The 24,931-nt window shown below is 48.7% G+C and carries 27 protein-coding genes and 4 pseudogenes; 2 read left to right on the top strand and 29 right to left on the bottom strand.

Features of this window, described 5'->3' with window-relative positions:
- Positions 1–19: 19 nt before the first annotated feature.
- The 12 genes and pseudogenes from DWY84_RS07075 to DWY84_RS07010 all read right to left on the bottom strand — a co-directional run.
- Positions 20–892, bottom strand: a complete 873-nt coding sequence (locus DWY84_RS07075; protein WP_038259682.1) for a VirB6/TrbL-like conjugal transfer protein, CD1112 family — start codon at positions 890–892, stop codon at positions 20–22.
- A 3-nt stretch (positions 893–895) separates the two neighbouring features.
- Positions 896–991 (bottom strand): annotated as a pseudogene (locus tag DWY84_RS07070) (Maff2 family protein); the annotation flags it as partial.
- Positions 992–1,076: 85 nt separating this feature from the next.
- Complete coding sequence (locus DWY84_RS07065) at positions 1,077–2,702, bottom strand: recombinase family protein (protein WP_002594230.1); 1,626 nt, start codon at positions 2,700–2,702, stop codon at positions 1,077–1,079.
- A gap of 127 nt (positions 2,703–2,829) precedes the next feature.
- The gene (locus DWY84_RS07060; protein ID WP_002594231.1) at positions 2,830–3,024 is read right to left on the bottom strand and encodes a transposon-encoded TnpW family protein; all 195 of its coding nucleotides are present in this window, start codon (positions 3,022–3,024) and stop codon (positions 2,830–2,832) included.
- The gene (locus tag DWY84_RS07055; protein WP_002594232.1) at positions 3,021–3,875 is read right to left on the bottom strand and encodes an ATP-binding protein; all 855 of its coding nucleotides are present in this window, start codon (positions 3,873–3,875) and stop codon (positions 3,021–3,023) included. The genes DWY84_RS07060 and DWY84_RS07055 overlap by 4 nt, the downstream gene beginning before the upstream one ends.
- The gene (locus DWY84_RS07050) at positions 3,872–4,612 is read right to left on the bottom strand and encodes a replication initiator protein A (protein WP_002594233.1); all 741 of its coding nucleotides are present in this window, start codon (positions 4,610–4,612) and stop codon (positions 3,872–3,874) included. The genes DWY84_RS07055 and DWY84_RS07050 overlap by 4 nt, the downstream gene beginning before the upstream one ends.
- A 130-nt stretch (positions 4,613–4,742) precedes the next feature.
- Entirely contained in the window at positions 4,743–5,129 is a 387-nt protein-coding gene (locus DWY84_RS07045) for a cysteine-rich VLP domain-containing protein (RefSeq protein ID WP_002594234.1), read from the bottom strand.
- On the bottom strand, positions 5,119–6,744 hold the full coding sequence (locus tag DWY84_RS07040) for a relaxase/mobilization nuclease domain-containing protein (protein WP_002594235.1): 1,626 nt from the start codon (positions 6,742–6,744) through the stop codon (positions 5,119–5,121). The genes DWY84_RS07045 and DWY84_RS07040 overlap by 11 nt, the downstream gene beginning before the upstream one ends.
- A complete protein-coding gene (locus DWY84_RS07035; RefSeq protein ID WP_002594236.1) occupies positions 6,716–7,111 on the bottom strand; it encodes a plasmid mobilization relaxosome protein MobC in 396 nt (131 codons plus the stop codon). The genes DWY84_RS07040 and DWY84_RS07035 overlap by 29 nt, the downstream gene beginning before the upstream one ends.
- 627 nt (positions 7,112–7,738) lie before the next feature.
- Positions 7,739–8,227: a hypothetical protein gene (locus DWY84_RS07025; RefSeq protein WP_002569239.1), complete on the bottom strand. Its 489-nt coding sequence runs from the start codon at positions 8,225–8,227 to the stop codon at positions 7,739–7,741.
- Positions 8,228–8,819: 592 nt separating this feature from the next.
- Positions 8,820–8,948 (bottom strand): annotated as a pseudogene (locus DWY84_RS07015) (Maff2 family protein); the annotation flags it as partial.
- A 107-nt stretch (positions 8,949–9,055) separates the two neighbouring features.
- Positions 9,056–9,328: pseudogene (locus DWY84_RS07010) on the bottom strand (type IV secretory system conjugative DNA transfer family protein); the annotation flags it as partial.
- 953 nt (positions 9,329–10,281) lie between these two features.
- Here DWY84_RS07010 and DWY84_RS07000 point away from each other — a divergent pair.
- Entirely contained in the window at positions 10,282–11,304 is a 1,023-nt protein-coding gene (locus tag DWY84_RS07000) for a hypothetical protein (RefSeq protein ID WP_055221986.1), read from the top strand.
- A 198-nt stretch (positions 11,305–11,502) separates the two neighbouring features.
- On the opposite strand, the gene DWY84_RS06995 is transcribed toward DWY84_RS07000, so the two are convergent.
- The 7 genes from DWY84_RS06995 to DWY84_RS17735 all read right to left on the bottom strand — a co-directional run bounded on the left by DWY84_RS06995 (position 11,503) and on the right by DWY84_RS17735 (position 18,157).
- A complete protein-coding gene (locus DWY84_RS06995) occupies positions 11,503–13,143 on the bottom strand; it encodes a recombinase family protein (RefSeq protein WP_055221983.1) in 1,641 nt (546 codons plus the stop codon).
- A gap of 72 nt (positions 13,144–13,215) precedes the next feature.
- Positions 13,216–13,383 (bottom strand): hypothetical protein, encoded by a 168-nt coding sequence (locus tag DWY84_RS17380; RefSeq protein ID WP_171027916.1) that lies wholly within the window; start codon positions 13,381–13,383, stop codon positions 13,216–13,218.
- A gap of 267 nt (positions 13,384–13,650) precedes the next feature.
- Positions 13,651–15,009, bottom strand: coding sequence for a virulence-associated E family protein (locus DWY84_RS06985; RefSeq protein ID WP_055221981.1), 1,359 nt, complete (start codon positions 15,007–15,009; stop codon positions 13,651–13,653).
- The gene (locus DWY84_RS06980; protein ID WP_055266766.1) at positions 14,969–15,673 is read right to left on the bottom strand and encodes a CHC2 zinc finger domain-containing protein; all 705 of its coding nucleotides are present in this window, start codon (positions 15,671–15,673) and stop codon (positions 14,969–14,971) included. The genes DWY84_RS06985 and DWY84_RS06980 overlap by 41 nt, the downstream gene beginning before the upstream one ends.
- Positions 15,670–16,914: a serine/arginine repetitive matrix protein 2 gene (locus tag DWY84_RS06975; RefSeq protein WP_118219129.1), complete on the bottom strand. Its 1,245-nt coding sequence runs from the start codon at positions 16,912–16,914 to the stop codon at positions 15,670–15,672. The genes DWY84_RS06980 and DWY84_RS06975 overlap by 4 nt, the downstream gene beginning before the upstream one ends.
- 474 nt (positions 16,915–17,388) lie before the next feature.
- Positions 17,389–17,694 carry a hypothetical protein gene (locus DWY84_RS06970; RefSeq protein WP_055222220.1) on the bottom strand — a complete coding sequence of 102 codons (306 nt, stop codon included), beginning with the start codon at positions 17,692–17,694 and terminating at the stop codon, positions 17,389–17,391.
- Positions 17,678–18,157 carry a hypothetical protein gene (locus DWY84_RS17735; RefSeq protein ID WP_226906287.1) on the bottom strand — a complete coding sequence of 160 codons (480 nt, stop codon included), beginning with the start codon at positions 18,155–18,157 and terminating at the stop codon, positions 17,678–17,680. The genes DWY84_RS06970 and DWY84_RS17735 overlap by 17 nt, the downstream gene beginning before the upstream one ends.
- Positions 18,158–18,332: 175 nt before the next feature.
- Here DWY84_RS17735 and DWY84_RS06960 point away from each other — a divergent pair, with 175 nt between their 5' ends.
- Entirely contained in the window at positions 18,333–19,181 is an 849-nt protein-coding gene (locus DWY84_RS06960; RefSeq protein WP_055266762.1) for a helix-turn-helix transcriptional regulator, read from the top strand.
- An 80-nt stretch (positions 19,182–19,261) separates the two neighbouring features.
- Here DWY84_RS06960 and DWY84_RS17730 read toward each other — a convergent pair whose 3' ends face one another.
- From DWY84_RS17730 to DWY84_RS17375, 10 genes and pseudogenes are all read right to left on the bottom strand, one after another.
- Entirely contained in the window at positions 19,262–19,564 is a 303-nt protein-coding gene (locus DWY84_RS17730) for a hypothetical protein (protein WP_055219875.1), read from the bottom strand.
- Positions 19,565–19,576: 12 nt separating this feature from the next.
- Positions 19,577–19,759 carry a hypothetical protein gene (locus DWY84_RS06950; RefSeq protein ID WP_055219873.1) on the bottom strand — a complete coding sequence of 61 codons (183 nt, stop codon included), beginning with the start codon at positions 19,757–19,759 and terminating at the stop codon, positions 19,577–19,579.
- Between the two features lie 14 nt (positions 19,760–19,773).
- Positions 19,774–20,151, bottom strand: coding sequence for a TnpV protein (locus tag DWY84_RS06945; RefSeq protein WP_055219871.1), 378 nt, complete (start codon positions 20,149–20,151; stop codon positions 19,774–19,776).
- Between the two features lie 103 nt (positions 20,152–20,254).
- Positions 20,255–21,847 (bottom strand): annotated as a pseudogene (locus DWY84_RS06940) (type IV secretory system conjugative DNA transfer family protein); the annotation flags it as partial.
- Positions 21,844–22,320 (bottom strand): PcfB family protein, encoded by a 477-nt coding sequence (locus DWY84_RS06935; RefSeq protein WP_002596311.1) that lies wholly within the window; start codon positions 22,318–22,320, stop codon positions 21,844–21,846. The pseudogene DWY84_RS06940 and the gene DWY84_RS06935, both read right to left, overlap by 4 nt.
- 119 nt (positions 22,321–22,439) lie before the next feature.
- On the bottom strand, positions 22,440–22,865 hold the full coding sequence (locus DWY84_RS06930) for a hypothetical protein (RefSeq protein WP_002596310.1): 426 nt from the start codon (positions 22,863–22,865) through the stop codon (positions 22,440–22,442).
- A gap of 114 nt (positions 22,866–22,979) precedes the next feature.
- Positions 22,980–23,528 carry a hypothetical protein gene (locus DWY84_RS06925; RefSeq protein WP_002596309.1) on the bottom strand — a complete coding sequence of 183 codons (549 nt, stop codon included), beginning with the start codon at positions 23,526–23,528 and terminating at the stop codon, positions 22,980–22,982.
- A 78-nt stretch (positions 23,529–23,606) separates the two neighbouring features.
- Positions 23,607–24,263, bottom strand: a complete 657-nt coding sequence (locus DWY84_RS06920) for a hypothetical protein (RefSeq protein WP_002596308.1) — start codon at positions 24,261–24,263, stop codon at positions 23,607–23,609.
- A gap of 92 nt (positions 24,264–24,355) precedes the next feature.
- Complete coding sequence (locus tag DWY84_RS06915) at positions 24,356–24,724, bottom strand: hypothetical protein (RefSeq protein WP_014081156.1); 369 nt, start codon at positions 24,722–24,724, stop codon at positions 24,356–24,358.
- 38 nt (positions 24,725–24,762) lie between these two features.
- The gene (locus tag DWY84_RS17375; RefSeq protein ID WP_002596306.1) at positions 24,763–24,924 is read right to left on the bottom strand and encodes a hypothetical protein; all 162 of its coding nucleotides are present in this window, start codon (positions 24,922–24,924) and stop codon (positions 24,763–24,765) included.
- Positions 24,925–24,931: the final 7 nt, after the last annotated feature.

The following is a 24,931-nucleotide window of genomic DNA, read 5'->3' as shown; positions in this document are numbered from 1 at the left end:
CCTTTCTTTGAAATGTGTTCTAATGAGCATTCCAGATTGATTTCGCAAGGGAACCTGTCTTGAACAGGCTGAAACACAGAACAACGGTATAAGCTGCCACCGACCACAGTGCTGTGTGCAGATTGTCCGCAACCGCAATGCCGGATACCAGCACCGCATAGATTGCCACGCATACCATAATGAAAAATCCCTGAAACGCCAGTGAACACAGTCCCTTGATATAATTGTTGCCGATACCGCCCCATTCCCGGTTACTGAATGTGGCAAAGGGAACCGGAGCTACTGAAATATAAAGGTAGATTTCAATCATTCTCCCGAAAAGCATGACGGTAATAAGCAGGGAGATGATTTTCATACATAAGCTGACAATCATAGTTTCGATACCAAGCCCGATCAGCTCGCCGATGCCCATTGTATCAATCTGACTGTCAAACATGGTTTTTAGGGTATCCGTCACATCAATGGTAGTGGAACCCGAAACAATACCGCCTGCTCTGGTCACGATATGGTTTCCCACATCAAAAATCGCCATTGTGATGTCAAAGGTGTAGCTGAGAAGCAGCACAGCGATACAGGCTTTGATAAGGTAACGGAAAAAGAACTCGCTTCCTACTTCATGCATATTGTTCTTATCCATGACCATTGTAATCAGCTCATAGCAGAGTATCGCACTGATGATCATGCCCGCTATGGGTATCATCACATTTTCCGAAAGGTTCTCTATCATAGAAAACACTCCGCTGTTCCATGAACTGGGTGTCCTGCCGACTTCCCCTGCGATTGTTCCGACCTTATCATTCACATCTGTAAACATCGTAGTAAGGTTGTCCATGACCCACCCTTGCAGTATTTCCTTTATAAATTCAGTTATCTTGTCGAGAATCGCTCCCATGACTTAGGAAAACAGGCTTGTAAGCTGCGGAATTACCGTCTGTGCCACAATTACAATACCGCCCCCCGCCATGAGCTGCTTGACCCCTTGTGATTTTGCTTATGTGTGATAAAGAAGTAATAGAAGTGTAAAAAATTTTGCCGTTCCTATCCGGCACATGAGGTATGTCGGATAGGTCGGGCGGTTAGGTGTCGGGCAGTTCTACCTTGCCGACAAAAGAATAATAGATTTCGATTTCCTGTCTGCGTAACTTGCCCCGGCGTTTCCCGTCAAGGGCAACGCTTTCATGGACAACGATTTTCTCCACAAACTCCCGCAGCAGAGTAGGGGTAAGTTCTTCAATGGTAGTGTGCCTGCGTACCACATTCATAAACTTTTCAGCGTTTGCGGTGGCTTCCTGCGCTTTGGAAAGTTCTTCCCGCAGTCTGGCGGCACGTTCTTTCAGTTCTTTCTGCTCGGCTTCATAGTCTGCCGACAGCTCTGTGAAACGCTCGTCCGATATGCGCCCGGTTACGCTGTCCTCATACAGCCGCTTGAAGATAGCAGATAACTCGGCTATGCGTTTCTCGGCGGCTTCCAGCTCCTTTTTCTTGGCGGCGTTCCTGCGTCTGTCCCCGTCCTCATTCTGCTCGATTAAAAGCTTCATAAACCGGGCTTCATGCTTTGCCGCATAGCTGGTAACTTTCCGCAGATTGGAGAGTACGCCAGCGGTCAAGAGGTCAGTGCGGATAAAGTGCGCTGTGCAGTCGGCGGTGCGTTTCTTGTAGCTTCCGCAGATATAACAGTCCTGCTTGCGCTTGTCCGTCTGGTATCGCTGCTGGTACATGACGCTGCCGCAGTCGGCACAAAAGAGTATGCCGGAGAACAAGCCCACTTCGTCATAACGGTTGGGGCGTTTGCGCTGCTTGCGTAACTCCTGCACCCGTTCCCACGTTTCCCGGTCAATGATAGGCTCATGGTGGTTCTCAAAAACCGCCTGCTTTTCCGGGGGATTTTCTATGCTGTGTTTCAGCTTGTAGGACGGCTTCTCGGTCTTAAAGTTTACCAGACAGCCCGTATATTCCCGGTTTTCCAGCAGATGAACCACGGTATTGGTCGCCCACTTGCACTCATAGCCGGGGTGGTAGCGGCGGGTGCTGCCCGTCCTGCGGTATTCCAGCGTCCCCGGCGTGGGGATTTGCTGCTCGGTCAGCATACGGGCTATCTTGGTCGGACCGTTCCCGGCAAGGCAAAGGCTGTAAATCTGCCGTACCACCGGGGCGGCTTCCTCGTCAATGATAAAGTTTTCGTCCTCGTCCATGAGGTAGCCATAGACGGGCTTGCTTGTGATGGGCTTTCCGCTCATGCCCTTAGAGCGTTTTACTGCCTTGATTTTCTTGCTCGTATCTCTCACCAGCCATTCGTTAAAAATGTTCCGCAGCGGGGCAAAATCATTTTCCCCCTGTGCGCTGTCCACTCCGTCATTGATAGCGATGAAGCGGACACCTTTCTGTGGGAAAATCATTTCTGTGTACATTCCCACCTGTAAGTAGTTTCGCCCTAACCTCGACATATCCTTGACGATAACTGTCCCGACTTTCCCTGCTTCAATGTCTGCAAGCATGGCTTGAAATCCGGGTCTTTGAAAGTTCGCACCGGAATAACCGTCGTCGGTGTACCAGCGCAGATTAGAAAATCCATTCTGTTTGGCATAGGTTTCCAAAATCCTCTTTTGGTTGGAAATGGAATTGCTCTCGCCTTGCAGCTCGTCCTCATGGGACAGTCTTGGGTAAAGGGCGGTAATGAGTTGCTGGGTGGTCTGTCTTAACATAAATTCCTCCGTTTCCGACAGCCAGCCCCACTATTCCGTACCTTGATTGTACCACATGGGGCGGCTGTCTGTATAGCGGCAAAAGCGTCAAATCTGCTTCTTTACGGTCGGTAAAAATGACGGTTTTTCAATCAGGCTTATCACAGGTCAAATATCCGGCGGCGGCTTCTGCTTCCAGCACTTTCATCATCTTGTCAGCGGCGGTGTCGGTCGCCCCCTCCTTGAAAAAGCCAGACACCACAAGGATTGTGTTGCCTATCCTCGTTTCGGTCACGCAGTCCGGGCGGCGGGCAGGGCGTTTGTTTCTCTGGGTGTCGGTCATAGGCAAATCTCCTTTCCGGCAAGCAGCCGTTTCAGCTGTTCCATTTTTCCCTGTGCGGCGGCTTTCCTCAAATTCTCCCCGGTAAAGCAGAGAGGGGAACACATTTCAAGCAGGCGGTCATAAATCCGGGCGTGGGCGGTGTCCTCCGGGTGCTGCAATTCCTCCAGCGTGAGGTTGGTCGTCACAATCAGCGGCTTCCTGCTCCGGTAGCGGCTGTCAATCACATTGTAGACCTGTTCCAGACCGTATTCTGTGCCACGCTCCATTCCAAAATCGTCAATGATGAGCAGGGGGAAGCTGCAAAGGCGGGAAATATATTCGTTCCTGCCCGCAAAGCTGGCGGCAAGGTCGTTTAATATTGCTGCAAAGTTTGTCATGCACACCGGGACTTCCTGCTCCATGAGGGCGTTTGCAATACACCCGGCAAAATAGCTTTTCCCAGTGCCTACCCTGCCCCACAAGAGCAGCCCGTAGTTCCCGTCCTTTATCTGTTCCCAGCGTGCCACATATCCGGCGGCGTTCTTCATCTGCGGGCAGCTGCCGTTATCGTTGGCAAATGTCCAGTCCTGCATGGTCTTGTCTGTAAAGCCCTGCCGTTTCAGCCGTTCCACCGTTTCAAGGTGGCTGCGCCGCTTCTCGGCGGCTTCCCGTTCCTTACGGGCTGCCCGCTGGCAGTCGCACTCTGACGGGTGGCGGTCACGCCCGAAAAAGGTCTTGCCCTCCGGGAAATAGGCTTCTTTGGGTTTCCGGCATTTGCCGCAGTATAAAAGCCCGTCCTCCCCGGTGTAATCCTCCGGCTCGGCTGTGGTGTCGGTCATAGGCAGTATGGTGTTGTGGATTGTATCGGTCATAGGCTTTCTCCCTCCTTGAATGAATAGTCCGGTATGCCTTTCTTTGGCTTCTCTTTGGCAGCGTCCTCCTGCGCCCACTTGTAAATGGTGGCTGCATGGCTCTGGTACTGCTTCCCGGTGGAAGCGATGTGGCAGGAAAGGCGGTCAAGGTAATACTCCCACTTGCCGGGGAAGTCCTGTTCCAGCTCCAAAAGTTCTGTGTCAGAAAGAAATACATTTTTATATCTGCCATAAGCGGCGGGGGGCTGCCCCTCACTCGCTCCTTTTGTTTGGCTCTCTATTAGGTTGTTTATATTAGTTTGGTTAGGGGACGGTTTTCCGACCGTCATAAGGTCAGTTTTCCGGCTGTCAGTTGGTCGGTTTCCCGCCCTTATGAGGGGCGGTTTTCCGTCCGTCAGTTGGTCGGAAAACTGTACCACTGGGATAGGCGGCACTTTCACATACAGACGGTTGGCGGCAGAAAAGCCCGTCCGTCTGCGTTCCAGCAGCCCGGCAGCGTCCAGTTCGTTCAGTGCGCCCTTTATGGTGGTGCAGCCTTTATCCAGCATTTCCGCTATCTCTGCTATGGGGTAGACAATGTATGTCCGTCCCTCGCTGTCCTGCCAGCCGTTCTTCTGCGAAAGGGTGGAACGGTCTAACAGCAGCGCATATAACTCTCTTGCGGTGTGGGATAGGTCTGTTTCCAGCAGGAAACGGGGGTAAGGCAGGTAAGCGGGCAGCTCCGTTCCTGCGGTCATATAATCAGCGATAGGGTTCACCTCCTTGTGGTGTCTGTCTGTGGGTTCTGTTACGCTTTTAGGGGGCGTTTTTAAGGGAAAAGGATAAATGTATCACGCACCCTTTGACACCCTCCAAAAAAGCCTTGATTTATGCGGGTTTGAAATGCCCTAAAGCGTGACATTTCTCCCTTTGTTTCCGCTTCCGTTTGGCGGCGTTTATCCGCTTCATGCGTCCGGCGCAGTCCGGGCAGTATTTCCCCCGGTTGGATTTTGGGAAGAAGAACGCCCCGCAGACAGCGCAGCGTTTCCGGCTTCCCCGGCGCAAGAGGGCGGCTTCCAGTGCTTCATCAAGGGGCAGGACAGCGGCGGTAAACCAGCGGCAGAGCAGCGAATAGCTGATACTCTGTACACACACGCAAGGCTCGCCGTCCTCCAACAGCAGGCAGTTCCCGCTGTCATAGTTGCAGCACTCATGCACAAGGCGGCGGGCTGCCCGGTACTGGCGGTAGTCCATGCGGGGGATATTACCGTTCATGGCTCTGCTCCTTTCTGCGCTGCGGCTCGCTCCGGCGTAAAATCTGGTCGATATTGCCCTTGACAGTCTGCAAGCGGCGGTACTCCTCCCGTTTTGCCCGGTAATCGTTGTAGCCGCTGTTTTTCTCTTTGATAAGGCTTTCAATCTCTGCTTGCAGGGATTTATAGCTCGGCAGCTTGGAAATGCCGTTCTCCCTGAAATAGCGGGCGGCTGCGTCTGCTATGATAAAGTCACTTTCATGCTTCTGACGGTAGGCTGCTTTTGCTTTGGCGTTTTTCTGCTGTTTCAGCCCGTCCCGGACAGGGCGGGTCTTGGAATAGGCAAGCACCTGCCGTTGCAGCTCCTTTTTCCCGTTCAGCGTCTTTTCCACCTGCTTCAACCACGCAAGGCTTTCCTGCATGGCGGCATAGGCGGCAGAACAGGCTTCGTCCAGTTCCTCCGGGGAGGAAAAGCCGTACTGCTGATAGGCGGTAACGGTAGCTGCCATTTGCTTTAGGTTGTGCTTTGCCGCCCAGCGGTCATAGCCCACGCCCTTGCCCTCGGCTCGCTTGGCTTCCCGGTCAACCATGCGCTGCAAGGTGTTGTCTGCCGGGGTGGTTTTTGCAGCTTTTTCCCCTTGTAACGGCTTTTTAACTGCGGCAGGGTATTCGGGTATGGCTTTGGTCTGTTCGGCAGCTCTGTGGGCGTTCTGCGTGAGCAGGGCAAGGACAGCAGCCTTGTCAAAATCGTCCCCCAGCTTCCGGGCTGTGATAGGCTTTGTCCTGTCCGGCGTGAGGTAGGAAAGCCGCCCCCGGCTCTCCTTGACGGTCACACCCTCCCGCAGCAAAAGGGAAGAAAACTCGTCAAAGCTGCCAGCTTGGGAAAGTGCCTGCCGTATCGTCCGGCGCAGCTTCGCCTTGTCCGTTTCAAACTTGGTGGGCTTGGTCGGCTGTCCGGCGGCTTCTCTGGCGGCGTTCTCTTTGTCAAGGGCAAGCTGCCCTTTCTTTGCCGCCCAGTATTCCCGTTCGGTTATCCGTTCCTTGCTGCCGTTCAAGAGGTCGATTTGGTAAAGCCCCTCCCGGTGGCACATTTCCATGACTTCGCTCTTGAAATATTCCATAGCGGCGTTGGTGCAGCGGTGCTTGCAGCCCTCCAGCGTGTCGGCTGGTCTGTCCATGTAGGGCAGAAGCGGGACTTCGTAAATCCGCAGGGAGTTGATGACGATATGCACATGGATATTCCCGCTGTGGTTATGCCCGTCCGGGTGGGTGCAGATTAGGGCTTGGTGTCCGGGGAAATGCTCCTTGCAGAACTGCTCGCCCAGCTCCTGCGCCCGGTCTACGGTCAAGCCGTTGTCTGTCCCGTCCCGTGGGTCAAAGCTGATGATATAGTGGTGGCTTTTCACATCTTCCCGTTTTTGGTTTTTCTCATAGCGGAGATTGGCTCGCATACAGGCAACAGCGAAATCCTCGCCCCCGCAGTTGAGGGAAGAAATGCGGTAATCCTCCCTCGGTATCAGCCGCCCGTTTTCATCAAGGGTGGCTTTCATGGTAAACTCGTCATGCTCAAATGTGAGATAGGCTTCCGCTGCGCCATAGTCGGCGTTTTTAGAGCTGATATGTTTGAATGTTGCCAACAGCGTCACCCACTTTCTGCAAGACTTCAAACTTTAGGGCAGCAAGGTCGGAAACCGCCGCCCGTACCTCCCCGGCAAGCTGCGGATAGGGACTGTGCCACTCGTTCAGCGTCCGGGCTATCTGGTTTAAGTTGCCGCCGATCCTCCCGTATTCGGCGGTCAGCTTCCCGACAGCGGCAAGCAGCTCGTCATTGATGGGGGAAACGGTTATGATGGGGCGTATGGCTGCCCCGGTTATGGCTTGCCGGATAAACTCGGCTTGGCTCATGTGGTAAGCAGAAAGCCGCTGGGCAAACTCGGCGTATTCTTCCTCGGTCATGCGTGTTTTGACTACCCGGCTGCGGTGCGGCGTGTTGTATCGTTTCATAGGTGGTTGACCTCCTTTCTGTGCGTGGTGTCCTCTCACTAATAGGAGAAAAACAGGGTGTGAAGCGGAACTGTTTTTGAAAAATCCGAAAAATATTTTGAGGGGTTTTTCAGCGGCGCAAGCCGCATAAGCAGGGTTTGGGGAAGGCACTCCCCAACAAGATTCCCGCAGGGGCAAAATGAGCGATAAGCGAATTTTGGCACCTCGGTAGAATCTTGCTCTAAGAAACTGCCGGCCTGCCGTTCACTTGCTACTGCCACTTTTTCAGAAAATCTATAACCAGCTTTTTTTATAAAAGGCTGCGGGCTGGCGTTTTTCCCTTACTCCCTACAAACCACAAAAGAGCAGAATGGACGGACTTTCCGGCAAGAACTTTTCCGGCGGCTCGGTCTTTCCCGACAATAAGGCGTTTCGGAAGCTGCGTTTTGCCCGCTGTCTGAAAAAAATGGCAGCCTTTTTTGGTTTCACTGTCTAATACGGAACTTTTGGAAATTTGCCAAAAATGGACGCAAAAAAAGCAGCAAATCTTTTTCGGATTTACTGCTTCATGTGCCGCTGCGGTGCGGCGGGATGGATATTCAGTTGAAATAAAAGAGGATGGTGGTACTTTAGTCTATCGACTCTTTACTAACTATTAGGTAATCTTGAAAGATTTTCCTTGAATTTATCTAAAGAATGTTCATTGTTTCCCGCAAAAATAAGTGGAATTGTATATTCATATGATATGCCATTTTCATAGTCCGATAATTGTATTTTTATAGTATCATCCCTCTCATCTTTAGGTGCTATATATATGAATGAATTTTTATTTATATCAGATATTTTCCCTTTTTCAGAAGAAACAGTATAACCCCAGTCTGTTAAATTTGTCTTTATTGTAACTTCTGTTTCTGTTTCTTTTCTAGTCTGCAATGCTGTTTTATCGATTTGGATATCAAAAGGAGTCGAACCTAACAATTCACTGTTTATATTTACAAGTTCTTCTCCATTTGTTTTAGAAATATTAGATTCATCTTCATAATTTTGTTGAGATTCATCTTTTGGTGTTTCTCTGTTACATCCTAATAAAAAGCATAAAATAATTAGTACTAATACAGAAAGTTGTTTTTTTTGCATTTATTTCTCCTTTCATATTATCAAAGAAAGCACTGAGAGTACTTTCAAGAAATTTTGAAATATTCTCAATGCTTTCTATTTTTTGATCATAAACTTGCCGGTAATGATACTATGTTAATTTATCTCTTTCGCGTAACCTTTGTTGCAATATACACATGCACCATTCACCCATTTGTGAGACATTTCAATCGTCTCAACTTCATAAATGCTTACTTCTCCACAAATTAAACATTGTTTGTAATTATATACATGACGTGTCGCACATTTATCCCAGTCATCATATATACCAGGCATTTCATCTTCATATCCATAGTACTGGGGAGAACCCCAACTATGAGTATGAGCGGCAAATACAGTCATTGGAGCAGCTACAATTCCAGCTACTACTGAAAGTGCTAAAATAGATTTTCAATTCATAAGTTCCTCCCTTTCCTTAAAAATACATAGCTCTTTGTTACATTGTCATTTTAACATAATAATTGGTAAAATGCAATAATTTATTTTCTATTTACGAGAAAATACTGTGCATATTATCTTATTTAGGAATAGTTAAGGCGGCTACCTAAATCTTTTTATTACTTTACCGCACATGAGCATTTGCCCCTGGGTTATCATTTCCGTATCCCTCAAGAAGATTGATAACGCCCCATACTGCCACGCCTGCTCCGATTGCGGTTACAACGGTCTTTAATCCTGTTACTGCTGATGTAAAAAATGCCATATTCAGTTACCTCGTTCTTTCCGAAAATTTATTTTTTGCAAAAAATAAGGAGCATTGCTTTCTATCCGCAAAACTCCTGTACCTCTGGACATCGTGTCCAAATGTTCCTATTCAGTTGTATCCGGGGAAATCTCCCCGCATTCAAAGGCTTCATCTACCTTTGTCTTTTCTGTGACCTTCAAGTGGTGCAGATGTTTCACATACTGTTCCATATCAAAGGCATTTTTCTTGTCATAATCGGACAGCTCTTTGTACCGCTTGTGCTTCGTTATATCGAATTTATCCGAGAAAAATGGTCTGACACCTCTAAGCTGCATAATACATTTCCCGCCATCCATGACAGCAATCTCATCTTGGCTCATCAGTTCTTTGCCACATTGTCAAGTGATGAATTCAAGAAAACGGCAGCCGCAAAGAAAAATCTTTGTGGCTGCCGTTCTAATTGGCGGCTTGAAGCAAAAAAATCCCCGGTTGTACCAGGGAAATAAAAACTTTAGTATAGCCTAAAAGAGAAAGCTAGCGCCTTGAGGCGCGGCCAAGTAGAGTGGGCTTAAAGCCTGCGTCCCGAGCCACCCGTTTTACGGGTGGCAGCGACTCCTTGTCTGTTTATCTTATACTTGTCAATTTATATTATCCAATAATGTGAATTATAATATGACAGTACGGATGCATATTATAGAAACATAACTTTGAAAGAATCAAGCATAACCTGTGGAGTGACTCTTCAACGGATAAACTATTTTCACTTCATACAGTTCCGACATATGGAATAAGGAACACCAATCGCCCTCAATACAACTTTCTTTCTATTAGTTAAAAATGCACATAATCAAAAAAGAAAATCGACTTATTTTAGACAAATTCATTGACAAGTTCTGCTTTAGGTGATAAAATAAAAGTGAAAAGTCGAAATTTATATTGTTGGGAGGTAAGACCGATGATTTGTTTTAAGGTTAAGTTGCCTAACTTAATAATGGAGCATTTTTACCGACGCTGCCAGCTTTGGAGGCTTAGAATTAAAATTGTTTCTATTTGCGCATAAGTTAGGCATGATTATTTGTCTACTTATGCGCTTTTTTATTTGAATTTTCAGTATTAGCAGAAAGGAAGTGTTATACATAGATAACATATGGCTTATCCTTTTGCTTCTATTAAGTTTTTTTATGATTTTTAAGCCGGAACTTTTATGGAAAATTGAACACTTCTTTTCTGTAAAAGGCGGTGAACCTACAGATTTATATCTTGGTTTGATGCGGGTTGCTGGAGTATTCTTTTTTATTGCATCCATCATTTGCATTATTGTTTTGGTTTTATAAGAGAAGGGGGGCTTTTAATGAAAAAGCTAACACGTAAGATTGTTGCACTTACTCTTTCCTTGGTTATGTGCATAAGTTTTTCTAACACTACTTTTGCTTATGCCGACAACGAGAATATCAGTTCTTCTGCTGAAGCAAGCAAAGTGAATTGGTGGAAGATTGGCTGGATTATCCTTTCAGATTATGTGGAAAAGCTTATCGATCTCGATGGACAGAGTGAAAAGGATAGTAGTTGGGCCTATCTTGTTTCACCTAGCATAGAATATAACACGGGTGATATGGGGCCTGAGGTTTATTTTCGTCCAGAAGTAGATAACAGCGTTGGTTCTATCCGTATGCATGGACATAGGATTATCTTTGTCGATATTTTTACACAGATTGCACTCATCTTGTCAGATGCCTCTGGTGATACGGTAAGTCAAGCAACTACTGGTACAAATCAGTATATGTTTTATACAAAGAAAGCAGGAGACAGTTCTGGTACATGGAAAGCACAGTTTGTTTCAACTGAGACATACAAATGGCAGTTGTATTATGCCCATTATTACAATGCCAATGCTCGTTCAAGTGTTCCTATGACGGAAGATGGATTTTACTTTGGGGATAATAACAGAGTTTATCAATTCTCTGTTGCAGAATCTTACAGACTTAATTCTCTTCCTCCAGAGGTTGTTGATATGACACAACTTAATGCTCAATTTATTAATCCTGCTGATGGAAAAACTGTAGATTATCTCAAAGACTTTAATGCTGGAGATCAAGTTCATTTCTCTGATATAATTATTGACATTAGTTATGATGCGACTGAGGATGCGACTACATTTTATTTTACCGAGGATACTTATGAGGAAAACATAGGATGGAAATTTGCAGGAAATCTTCTTGACCAATATTCCGCTGGTGATGTTCTGAATCTAACTTTTGATGTGTTGAATGTCGGAAACTATCAGGGCATTACTTTTGAAAGCCTCGACTACTTTGAAGCAGCTTACGCGCATAATAACGGTGCCGCTTATCCCAATATTCAAGATTACCAATAATTTGATTTTGACATAAGGACTTATAGAAGAGGGCGTGTTGCGGATAATTTTCTGCAACGCGCCCTTTTTAGTATGCTTTAGCAAAATAAAGTTATCCCTTTTACTCTGGCCAAAGGAATAACTTTATTGCCTGATAGCATTAAAAGAAAATTGTTGTATCACTTTTGATATAAATTAAAAGTATTTAGCGTCTAAATTCTACCTTGACATTTCCCCAACAAAATTGTAAATAATCTTAACCTCCTGTGTCCTCTGACCATCAATCTTCTTGATTTCTCCAATCAGAATCCGGCTAATGAGCCGGTTCAGCACCGCCTCGTCCAGTTCCTCGATGGCGGCATAGCGCCGGATTTCCTTGATAAAAGTGCGGACTTCGCTTTCTTGCGCATCGGCACGACCTTGCATCATTGCCAGGTCATGCAGGCGTTTCTGGTTGGATTCCTGCTCCTGTTCCAGCGCCGCCGTCAGCTTCACAAACCGCTGCTCGGTCAGGATGCCTTTGGCCTTATCGGTGTACAGGCTCAGGAACATCCCGTCAATTTCCTGATTTCGGGCTTCCAGCCGCAGGCGTTCCTTTTCTGTCTGGGAGGCGTCCACCAGATACCGGTGCTCCATCCGGCGGCTGAGCCGCTGGTAGAACGCATCGGCATCCTTCATAGCCTGCGCCGCCAGTTCCTGAATGTCTTTCAGCACCAGATTGTATAAATCCCTGGCCTCGATCTTGTGGCTGGAACAGACCTTGCAGCCCATGCGGTTGTAGGTCTGGCAGATATAGTACGCCTTGTCAATCGGCTCCCGCATTTCGCCGGTGAAGCGGTTCTTCCCGGTTCGGCCCACTTTCTCATACCGCACCTGCATGGACTTCCCGCAGGTGGCGCAGTAGACCAGACCGTGGAACAGATTATAAAAGGGGCAGGAATTCCCCTGAATGGTCGGCCTGCGGTCAATGAGTTCCTGCACCTGTTCCCATTCCTCCGGCGTCACAATGGCCTCATGGCAGCCCTCGATCACTTCCCACTGGTCACGGGGAATAATGTCATAGGTGTTGGAGCGGATGCCTTTCTGATGCGTCCGAAAGACCAAATGTGCGCCCTTATAGAATGGATTTCTCAGGATGTGACTGATTCTGGCTCCGCCCCAGAAATAATAGTTGGCGTCAAACTCCGTGTTGGCTTTGACATGGGTGATTGGGATTTTTTCTTCCATCAGACGTTTGGAAATCCTCATGCAGCCCAGCCCGTCAAGGGCATAGTCATAGATTTTGCGGATGATTGGCGCTGTCTCAGGGTCAATGATGAGATGCCCCTTGTCCTCCGGGTCACGCATCAGGCCGAAGGGCGGCGTCCCTCCGCAGAACTTCCCCTGCCGGGAGCGGGTGGTGATGCCTGCCAGCACCTTTTTAGAAATATCCCGGCTGTACATATCGTTCAGGATATTCTTAAAGGGCGTAATGTCCATCTCCTGACGGGTCAGGCTGTCCACGCCGTCCGTGATGGCGATATAGCGTACATTGTGTTTGGGGAAAAAGATTTCGATATAGCTGCCAGCTTCAATATAGTTCCTACCAAGCCTGGATAGGTCTTTGGTGATGACGCAGCCGATCTTCCCCGCCTCAATGTCAGCGATCATGCGCTGGAAGGCAGGGCGGTTGAAATTGCGGCCCGTATAGCCGTCATCCACATAATATTCATACTGGAACATTCCATGCTTTTCAGCAAAGTCCCGAAGCATGATTTTCTGGTTGCTGATGCTCATACTCTCGTTGTCGCCGCCGTCATCCAGAGAGATGCGGCAGTAGAGAGCGGTGATTTTCTCATAGACTTGTTTTTTCCTGCTCATAGCGTTCTCCTTCTATGAACAGGGACACGATACCATTATAGTACCATGTCCCTGCCCCTGAATCAACCGTTTTTACGCAGCGTTTTCGGCCATTTCCCGCTGCTGACGCCATTCCTCGAAGTGTTCGCAGGTCTGACGCTCAATCAGCTGCTCAAAGGCTTCCCGCATGGACTTCTCCCCGGAGAACTCCCGCACCACCACAAAACGGACTTTATTTTTCTGCTGTTTGCTTTTTTCCATAGGCTACCTCCATAGAGTAGCAGGCCAGACGGCAGCACTGGCAACGAAGTCCGGCAACGAACCTCTGAAAACCTGTAAACTACCGTCTGACCTGCAAATCTTACTTTATCAATTTTCTTGAAAAATCTCGTTGTTTTCGTTGCCGGAGATAGAGATAGATATTAGAAAATACCTTATTTACAGGCTTTTTCCGTATCCAGACCGGAGAATCCCCGGCAACAAACCCGGCAACCAAGTGGCAACCATCCCGGCAACAGACCGCTAATTTTATGCGATCCACTCCTTCGGCAGTTCCAGCTGGCAGCATTCTTCCTCGGTCAGCTCCACAAATCCATCTTCGTTGCCGGGCAGTTCGTTGCCGGAAACGTCCCGTTCCCAGCCCCTCTGCCTGCCATATCCGGTGAACATCCGGGGATTGGAGAATGGTTTCCAGCCCGTCACCACCGTGTTCATGATCTCGTTGATATTGTGCAGCTGCCACCGCTTCGGCTCATCGTAGGTGTGGCCCAGCGCCTCCTTGAACAGCTGTTTGGAGCAGACCATGCTGCCGGTGTAGTGTTCCAGAAAGCCCTGTATCTGTCCGGCCTCGGTGTCCTCCGGCATGAAATCCTTCTGCACCTCCACCAGCTGGCGCTGGATGGACTTGCTGAACTTCATAGAGTAGTGGCCGCTGCGGTAAATCGTCATGGCCTCCGCCCAGACCTGTAAAAGATAGGCTCTGGAGGCGTCCTCGTCCTCCAAAATGTGAACCTCTGCATTCTCCGGGTAAATCATGATCGGCAAAAAGCGCCGATTTCCGGCCCGGTCAAGGGGCAGGAAGTCCAGTGTGTTGGACGAACCGCCGAACACACACTGCCGCAGCCGGTCTTTGGGCTGGGCCTCGTAGGGCGTCCGGTAGGTTTCCTTCTGGCGGCTGATAAAGGAGCGGATTTCTTCAATGCTTTTGGCGCTGCTGGTAGCCAGCATCTCCGACATTTCGATAATCCAGTGTCCTTGCAGCTTCAGATACACCCTGTCATCGTCCAGTTTTTTCAGGTCGTCACTGAACCACTCGTCCCGGATCGCCAGCAAGCGGAAGAAGCTGGACTTGCCAGCCCCCTGACCGCCCACCAGACAGAGCATTTCCTCATATTTGGAGCCGGGGCGGAATACCCGCCGGATAGCCCCCAGCAAAAAGTGTTTCAGCATTTCCTCCACATAGTCGCTCTCGTCCGCACCTAAGAAATGATGGAGACAGGAGCGGATGCGGGGCGTCCCGTCCCAGACAAGGCCGTTTAGCACGTCCTGTATGGGATGGTAGCAGTTCTCATTCGCCACGATGGAGAGCGCCGCCGTCATCTTTTTCTCACTGGTCAGGCCATAGGTCTGCTCAAAATAGAGAAGCAGATATTTCACGTCCGTATCCGTCAGGGCACTGGTATTCCTGCGCCAGCCTAAATCCTGTACAATGTCCACCCGGTCAGTCAAAAGGTTCAGGCGGATCGCCCCACGCAGGAGAGGGTCATGGCAGAACACCGTCCGGCAGTTGCCGATGGTGTTGGCGGGCTGGCCCTTCTCGGTGACGGACAGGCTTTCCCGCACCTCATCAACGCTCCGCTCCGGCGCTAAGGCTTCGGCTGCGCTCATGGCGGCCTGCCGGGTGGCTAGCGGTAAACTCTGATATTCGCTGCTCAATCTTCCTCACCTCTTTTCCATACTCAGCGACCACGGAAGCACGTTCCTCCATGCTGCCGGACAAGAGAATATCCAGCAGATATTCCGTGTACGGTTTCTTTTGCAGGGCCTCCACGAACAGCGGATTCCACGCTTCATCCGGCGTCTGCGGGGCGTATTCCTTCTCCCAGCGTTCCAGCAGATGCAGGTAATTGCACAGCACCCGGAAACATTTCTGCTCCGCCTGCCGGTAACGCAGTTCCTCGCTGATTTTTCGCTTGACCGGCCTCCTGCGGGGCGGGTCATGGCCTTTGGCGTCATAGTGGACAGAGAAATCCTCCGCCAGCTTCAGCGCCGCCTCCTTACTGCTCAGACTAAACAGACGGGCGGTAAAATCAATCACATCCCCATCTGCCTGACAGCCAAAGCAGTGGAACCGATGGTCAATCTTCATACTGGGATGTTTGTCATCATGGAAGGGACAGCAGGCCATGCCATTCCTGCCAACCTGCACCCCGTAATATTCCGCAGCCTGCCTTGTGGTGACAGACTCCTTCACCGCTTCAAATATATTCGATTTTCTCACCTCCAGGCAGAGAAAAAAGCACCCGTTTCCGCAGAAAATCAGGTGCCTCATAACTCCATATCGTGTTTCTTTTTCGGAGCAATCCGCCCCTCACGTTCCCAGCGTTCCCGGTTATCTCGGTCAGCGTTCAGCCTGCCTTTCGCCAGCTTCTCCCGGATGGATTCTCTGGCCTTCTCCTTAATCTGCTCCTTACCGGCCTTCTTGACCTCCGGCTGCATGAGAGTTTTCTGGATTTTTGCCAGGGCGTTCTGCATGACCCGTTTGATTTTGGTAATCACTCCATCCAGACGGGCGGCAGCGTAGTCACGCTCCTTCTTCGGGGCCTTGCGCTCCGGCGAAAGCACCCATTTTTTCGATTCTTCCACCAGACGAATATCTTCCTTGTGTGTCTCCTGCCGGACGGTATCGGTCACCACCTCCACCGCCTTGTCATAGGCCGCATCGGAAACATCATCTAACAGCGTCTCCACGTCCTCGATTTTGAGCGTCAGTTCTTCCAGCTTCTGCTCCTGCGCCGCAAGCTGCTCCTTCTGCTTCATCAGGATATAATCCTGTTTTTCCAGATAGTCCCGCCCGCCGTAGGACGGCTCCTGATCCAGATGCAGCCCATGCCGTCTGGCGATGTCAAACAGGATCGTCCGGCAGACCGCATCAAAGGTCTGCTTGCGGTTGTTGTTCCGGCCTTTGGGCTTCTCCGGGTTGGGGAGAGGGATGCCAAGTTCTTCCAGCGCCTTTTCCTGCTGGGGGCACAGTTCCCCATAGTGGTTCTCACAGTCAAAGACGTGCCGCTCATGGATGTGGGGCGTCCCCTCGTCCAGATGGAGCGCCCAGTCCAGGATGTGGATATGGGAACCGAAGCGGCGCTCAAATTCCTGATAAAACTCATTGACGATGGAAAAGAGCGTATCCGGCGAGACGGATTCTCCCATCGTGCCGATCTGGTAGATACTTTCCTCCGGGCAGGTCTTGTTGTTTTTCAGCAAGTCCTCCACAGTGCGGTTGCGCTCGGTGTGCCGGGTTTTCTCATTCCGGGCGTTCTGAGCTTCCACATAGCCGCCGTAATGCTCGTAGTAATACATCCGCTCGATTTCCTCAAAGCTGAAATCCGGCTGCTCCGGGTTCTCCCGGAACTCATGGGTGGTAAAGCCCCGGTAGCAGTCCCAGTAGACATTTTGCCTTGCCCGTTCTGCGTCAATGTGTTCGCTGTTCTCCACATCGAACCGGCGGTCATTGTGGCGGGGATTATAGGTGCCATGCTTGCCGGAGCGTCCATTGTGTCGTGTCAGTTTCAAACAGATTTCCTCCTTCCTGCGAAGATGTTCTGGGGCCGGGGAAGGGGCGGCGAAGCCGCAAATCCTGCGAATTTTGCGTCAGGTAATACCCAATACAAGTTGACGCAGGCATCAACTTTCCCTGGGCAAGGCGTTTCACCCTTGACCCGATGGGGCGGCTGCCCTCAACCTGCCAAGGCACTTCGTCCTTGACCCGATAATGGCTGCCGCCCTTAACCTGCCAATGGGCGTTGCCCCTTGACCCCAGCAGTGCGCTGCCGCCCCTGCACCCCGCCACAAAGGGCTGGCCGCCCTCTGTACTTCCGCACCGGCGAAGCTGGCTTCCACCGCAGGAACGGTGTTTGCCAGTTTCACCGGCTCCGTATCCACACATTTGCGCCCATAGGCGGGGAGTGGATACGGAATACGCCTGCGGGGATTGCCGGTCAAAACATCGGGTGCAGACCCGTCATTTTTCCCGTAAACACCCCGATTTTAGGCGATTTTTTCTTCCGTTACCACCACCTGAAAGCCATGCTCCTTTGCGTACTCCCTTGCGGCGGCTTTCCGTTCTTCGCTGTACGGAGGCACCAGCCGGATCGACAGCCGGGACTTGTCCAGCACATAGGTCACGCTGCCCTCCGGCGTGCTGCGCTCCAACCGGCACAACAGTGGGTACTTCCGGCTGAAATCAGCCAGCCTGCGCTTCAAGCTGGCGTTGAAGGTGTAGACGCTGGCAAGGTTCTCCGCCTCGTTCCAGTTGATGATGGTTTCTTTCTCATACTTAGACAGCTTCTTCATACAGATCCTCCTCATAATCGGTGTAAGATTTCAGCACACGCAGGTTGCGCTTGAGACGGCGGTACTCGTCCATCTCCATGCGCAGATGGTGATAAAAATCCTCGTACCAGCTTTCGTTCATCTCCGTCTCCACCTTCCGGGCCAGCCCCAGCATCCGGCGTTTGGCCTCCGGGTCAACCGTCAGAGCCGTCAGCCATTTCAGCCGTGTCACCGTATTGTGGTGGCTGAGACAGCCGTAAGCGTAGAGAATCTTCTTTTCTTTCATACTCAGTGTCATAATGATTTCCTCCATTTCTTTGCTGCGGAGCCATGCGCCCCGCATGATAAACTTGTTTCCTGTCCGCCGGTCTGCCTGCAAGCCGCTCCTGCCCGGAATTTCTCCCGGCGTATCGGCCTCTTTGGTGTGCTCGATTTCTGTCCTGGCGTCACTTCCCCGGAGGCCATACCCCTTGCAGCCGGTCATTCGATTTTCAAGGTTCTGTGCCTGTCTGCAAGAACCAGTTTACCGAAAAAAGAGGCCCTTTCCCGTATATCCAAAACGTCGGAAAAACGCTCGAAATCCGCATATTTCCACGCTTATGGAATCGTGCTATAATGGGTGTAATCACTGAAAAAGATAACGAGAGAGGGGGCTTTGGATGTACGCAAAGCTGACAATCCCGGAGCGGCTCAAAGACCTGCGGGTGGTGGACAAGCACCTGACGCTGGAACAACTGGCGGAGCAGACCGGCCTGTCTAAATCCGCGCTGGGAAAATACGAAACCGATGACTACAAGGACATCAGCCCGTTTGCGATTGCAACGCTGGCGGACTTTTACGGCGTGTCCACCGACTATCTGATGGGGCTGACGGAAAATAAAAATCACCCAAACACAGAACTTCAATCTCTGCATCTGAGTGATGATATGGTGGAACTTTTGAGCAGCGGCAAAATCAACAACCGGCTTCTCTGCGAACTGGCTGCCCACCCGAATTTCCGGCGGCTGATGATAGATATGGAAATCTGCATCGACCAGATCGCCAATATGCGGGTGGAGCAGATGAATCTGGTGTTGGAGGCCACCCGGCAGACCGTCATGAGCAAGTATGCGCCCGGAGAAGATGACCTCTATATGCGGACGCTGGAACTGGGGCAGGTGCAGGAAAGCGATTTTTACAGCCATGTCATGCACGATGATCTGGACAGCATCGTCCGGGACATCCGGGAAGCACACCGCAAGGACAAGACCACCGCCGACCCGCAGCCCACGCTGGATGACGTCAAGGAAAAGTTTGAACAGGCGCTCGAACAGGGCAGCCAAGAGGAAGTGGTAATCCACGAATTTTGCGACAGAATGCAGATACCCTTCGAGAAGATTTCCTCAGAGGACTTCTCTGCATTTTTGCGGATACTGAGCCTGTCCAAAATGCTCAAAAATCCCAACAACATGAGAGGAAAGGCCAAGCCGCAGCCGTACTATGCGCCCAAGCGGAAGAAACGCAGATAACAGGAAAGCCGCCCAATCTGTACCGTTGGACGGCTTTCGACCCGTTTGTGGGCGGAATAAAATATGTGGTTATACATCCGTTAGCTGACCGTTTTCATCAGCTTTTTCATAAACTTCCAGAGACGGATGCCATCTTTGAGGCCCAGCCGGTAAAAGAAGCACTCGCTTTCTGCACCAGAATCGAAAATAGAATCACAGTAGTGTCTTACAGCGTCCTTCTGTTCCTCAGACAATGCGCTGATTGCTTTTTCATACTCGTTTTCCAAGCGAAGGCAGTCCTCTTTTTTCTCCGTGCCGGTTTCTGCCTCCCGCCACTTAGCAAACTGGCTCTGCATCCGCTCCTGAATCATCAAATCAACCAATTTTTCTATATCTGTACCCATAAGCGCCCCTCCTTATGCTGGGCGGATATAATTCCGGTATGTTTCCAGGACGGAATCTGACACACCGCTTTTATATACTTTGCGGATGTCGGAGATTTCCTCTTGCTTCAGCAGTTTCAGCCATTTCAGCAGCTCAGCCCTGCCGTTGGCAAAGTTACAATAACGCCCATCGGCGTATTCGATACGGTATCTCATAGACAGGCACCTCCTTAAACAAAAATCATCTCAGAGAGGATGATTTCCTCTGCTCGGCTGCGAATGCTGTTCATGCCCCCGACCCACGCAAGCTGGTCACGGGCTTTCAGTTCCTCGGTGACACCCTCCGCCTCCTGCATCTGCGAGACGATACACGCCAGCCGGTCAGCGGCCTGTTCGTTCAGGTCAGCAAGATATGTCCAGAGTTTTCCCGACAGAAGCAGGGCATTGTACTGGCCGGGCCGGTGTTCTTGCAGAAACGCTTTGTGCATCCGGCCCCACCGCCCAATGGGGCGGCTTTCCTCCGGTAGCTCCAGATCGGGGATGTAGTAGTCTCCCACCAGCGTGTAGCTGATTCCGTTTTGATGGATTTTCTTTGGTAAATGCTCCATGTTCGACCTCCTGTATTCAGTTATTTCAGAATCCAGTTGATCGTGTCCCTGTTCATGATAAATTCAAGGCAACTGAACTCTTCACGAACAAGTATGGCATATCCTTTCCGGTCTTTTGGTAATTCAGACCGTAGGACTGGCTCGTCCCCCTCGTATCCGAGGTGTTGTACAGGTCAATGGTTTCTTTCCCCAATACCTCTGCTAATTCCTTTAGGGTGGTCTTTTCCTTTCCTCCGAGAAACAGCGTAGTGTCGCAGTTGCCCTCTATGGTATCGGCATTGTCCCTGTAAATCGCTTTGAGCTGTGATTTTGACTGCAAAATAATAGAAGCTGATATTTCCCTGCTTCGGATCGTAGCAATCAGCTTCTCAAACTGTGGAATCTGCCCGATGTTCGCAAACTCATCAAGGAGCATACGCACATGAACCGGGAGCCTTCCGTTATAAACATCGTCTGCCTTGTCGCAAAGCAAATTAAAGAGCTGGGAATACATGATAGACACCACAAAGTTAAACGTAGCATCTGTATCAGAAATAATAACGAACAACGCTGTTTTTTCCTCTCCCAGCGTGTCAAGCTCCAGTTCATCATATTCCATCAGGTCACGCAGCTCTTTTATATCAAATGGTGCTAACCTCGCACCGCAGCTAATCAGAATCGACTTCGCTGTTTTTCCTGCCGCAAGCTTATATTTCTTATACTGCCTTACAGCAAAATGGTTCGGGTCTTTTTCCTCCAGCTCCTCAAAGAGCAGATCAACAGCATTTTTGAAGTTTTCATCGTCCTCTCTTGCTTCACTTGCATCAATCATATCAATCAGCATGGCGAAATTCTGTTCTTCCTCCGGTGCTTCGTACCAGATGTATGCAATCAATGCTGTATAATAGAGTTTTTCTGCTTTGACCCAAAAGTCCTCACCGGATTGCTGCCCCTCTCCTTTTGTGTTGACTATGATTGTGTTGACGAGTTTCAAAATGTCCTTTTCGCTCCGCAGATAAGCAAATGGATTATAATGCATGGATTTTGCAAAGTTTATGGTGTTGAGGACTTTAATCTTATACTTGCCCCGCTTCAGCATCTTCCCACATTCCACTAAGATTGTGCCTTTCGGGTCAGTGACGCAATAGGACGAGTGCATCTGCATCAGGTTCGGCTTCACGAAAAATCTTGTTTTACCGGAGCCGGAACCGCCAATCACAAGAATATTTTTATTTCTTGCATACTTCGGTTCTTTCGGTCTGCCGGACATCATCAGACGCTCCGTAGCGGTCAGAAGAATATTATTTTCAAATACAGAATCCATATATGGCTCTATATCTTTGGCATTCCCCCACCGTGCAGAACCGTATTCCACACCCTGCCGGAATTTCTTGGCATTCTTCGCCTTATAATAAACAATGAATTTTAAGGCAACGCCTCCGGCGATTCCAATCAGCAAATCACTCAGAAAAAAACTGGGGAACGGATTGGAAAACATCCTGTCCATTTGGCTCATTACTACCATCATCTTGTCAGACGCATTACTGCCCTCTGCCACTCTCCATAAAAATGCTGCCTTATTACAGAAGTACCCGGCAAGCACATAGGGAAGATTCAGCAGTATCAGCTTTTTAACATCTGCACTTTTTGCTTTTTCCTTCAGCTTTTTGGGGACAGCATTTAAATCTTTGGTAATGCCTGCTATGATATTAGTCATAGGCTCTGCCCCCTGTCCTTATTCTTTTCCCGGCTCCGTTCTTTGTTCTGATCCTTTGATACCACATCCCGGAAATGCTTTAATTTCTGCCTTACAGAAGTCCTACTGTTCTTTTTCTCATTTCCATAAACAAATTCCTTAAATGCCTGTGCCACAGCATCGGCATCCCTGCCCTTGAAAAATACCAGATACTTCGGTGGCTCGGTGGTCTTATCCTTTTTCACAGCAAAATCAACATTGTATTTACGAGCTACCCGCTCAAAGGATTTGATATTGCCATCTGTGATTTCAATGGATGAAGCACCTGCACCCTCGCCCACCAGTTCCTTAACCGACACTTTCCCATGCGTTTTCTGTGCCTGTTTTCTGCAATGATTCAGATACATTCTCATGGCAGATTTCAGGATATTGGCATCCAGCTTTGCAGCCTTAATCACAAGGGCGATTGTTTTCTGCGTTACTTCTTCCTGCATCTGTACCTCCTTCTTTCCTTTTTACTGCTGTTCCTTCAGGGCGGAACAAGCAGCCGATGTAGTAAATATTTCATGTTCTCTCCTTTCCGCTTCTGGACATCGTGTCCAAAAATTCTGATTTACAGGCAGCCTGCTCTGATACAGTCCTCGTACTCCCTTAATGCTTCCTCTGTATCTGCATCCACAGATAACTGGATACGAACAAAATCATGCAGCGTTCCCGCTAAAAGAAAATCCTTATAAAGCCGCCCAAAATCCTCAACAAACTTCTTTATCAAATGTTCCGGATCATCTCCAGCATGATATTGTACATAAATCTGACTTCTGCCTGTGTTTCCCAGCATATCCGTCAACTGATACGTCAGCTCTCCTGTCTGCTTGACCGAAATCTGAATCAGATTGTAATTCTTTCTCAATTTAAAATAGCTACTATGATACTCCGACGTTATTGTGATGTTTGGATTTTCTTCCAGTTCCATCACAACATCTGCCAGTTTTCCCAATAACGCTGCGGCTGCTTTTTTCTGAAATTCTCTCTTTTTCATTTCATCTGACCTCCATCCGGCTTCTGGACATCGTGTCCAAAAGCAATAAAAAAGGGCAGCTACAAATCTTTCGACTCATAACTGCCCTGACGCTGTTTTCTGTTTTTCCATGCCCTATTCCTTATATCGAATGACAGGGCACTGTTTTTGTTTATTTCCTATTTTTCTCCGCTCCAAGGCAAACACCATATCTCCGGTTCGCTCAAAAAAGCCGATGTCCTTTTTCCAGCTCATTCCACATTTGCAATGCTGCAAACCAATAAACTGCTGTTTCATTCTCCTGCCGCATACCGGACACCGCTTATTACTGCTTCCCTTTTTCTTTTTCGGCACATCCTCCTTTTTCTCCTTCGGCGGCTTTTCTTCCGGTATCCCATTTTCCGCAATACGAAGCTCATATCGTGGCAATTTTAAAAGATATGCTCGGTAAACCTCTTCATACGGAACCCAGATTGCAAGAGATTTCAGTTTTTCATAAATCCGGTCAATAATCTGCTTTGCTACCTCCTCATTTGGTATCTCTCCATTTTCCTTATAGAAAATGCAGGTTTCCCGAAACATCCAGTCTGCTATTTTCATCTTCTGCTTCTGTTTTAAATCCTTATAGGTCTTATTCGGCTGTTTCTGCTGTTTATATGCCAGTGAATGATGATTTGGTTTCATACAATCCCTCTTTCGGACAAATTCTGTTCAAAGCCATTATAACAAAATTTATGCCTGTATCAAATATTTCCGGTACATTTATTTCAACAGCATAACCGTACACATCTGTGCATGGAACAGACCATTCTCCACCGTAACATTATCAAGCAGCAATGCCTGAAACAACACATTCCTCACATTTTCAAGACTGACGATTTTCTGTTCATTCTCCGGCAGATGTACAAACTCCACACCGTCCTCCACAGCAGATTTTCTTGCGGCTTCACAATGAGTAAAAAGTCCCAGAATATACTTATTTGACATGGCAAAAGCATAGGTTTTCTGTCCATCATATACAATCTGGTACTTCTCCGCTGCTCCTTCCGGCAGACTGAAAACGCACTGCACTATTTCTAAACAAACCTTACCTGCATAGTCCGGTTTCAGTTTATTTTTATAGCGTTGTATTTTCCACTGGATTTCACTACGCTCCACAGGGGAATGGGTACGCTTAAACTGAATTTTCCGGCACAACATATCCAAATCCATATACACGTTATTTCCTACAAGATGCTCCGTATATCCTCTATATTCCCCCAACCGCAACAAATACGAAAGCACCTCATTCAGCTTTTCCTCTGATTCTATGAACTGAAACGGTTTTTCTCCAAATTCCAGATATTCAAACTGTAATGGGCAGCTCCCTTTCTCTATCTCCCGTTCCATAACTCTTTTTACATCTCGTAATGATTCCATTTTGCTCCTTTCCGCTTCTGGACATCGTGTCCAAAAGCAATAAAAAAAGGGCAGCTACAAATCTTTCAATTCATAACTGCCCTGACGCTGTTTTATTTCAGTTCTATTTCTGCCATTTTTGCAAATACTGCTTTTTGCTCTAAAAGCTCTTTCTGTTTTTCCTCCGGCAGACATTTGAAGATTTCCTCATATCCCATTTCCAGCATCGGCGTTCCCTTTGCGAAGAGATAGAGCCGGGTATCAAGCCATTCCTGCCATAAGTCCTCAAACATACTCTCACTGTCTGTATAGGTTATAACATCATTAAATCCATACTCCGGTGTGTAATATTGCAGCTTCACAAAACCGTACCGTCCTACATCCAATACCAAAATGCTTTCCAGCTCATACAGTTCTGCATAGGCTGCGGCAACCTTTTTGCACCGTTCCCGTTCTATGTCTGTAATGTAACTTTTCTCCACAGTTGCAAACCTCCTGTTTCGAGGCATCGTGCTGCCTCTTATTCAATCTTCCGTGTTTCTATTTCAAAAACACTTCCGTCCCTTGTTTTTATTGTAAAAATATTTGCGGCATCAGAGGTATCTATATCCTCAATCCCTAAAGCCACATCATTTTCATCTAATACTTCGTATAGCTGATCCTTAAACTCATTATGTTCCATAACTTTT

Origin of the sequence: Clostridium sp. AF27-2AA (genome assembly GCF_003478505.1) — a bacterium.
GTDB lineage: Bacteria > Bacillota > Clostridia > Lachnospirales > Lachnospiraceae > Brotaphodocola.
Note: the sequence above shows the minus strand (reverse complement) of the source record. Positions and strands in the feature narration are given on the sequence as shown.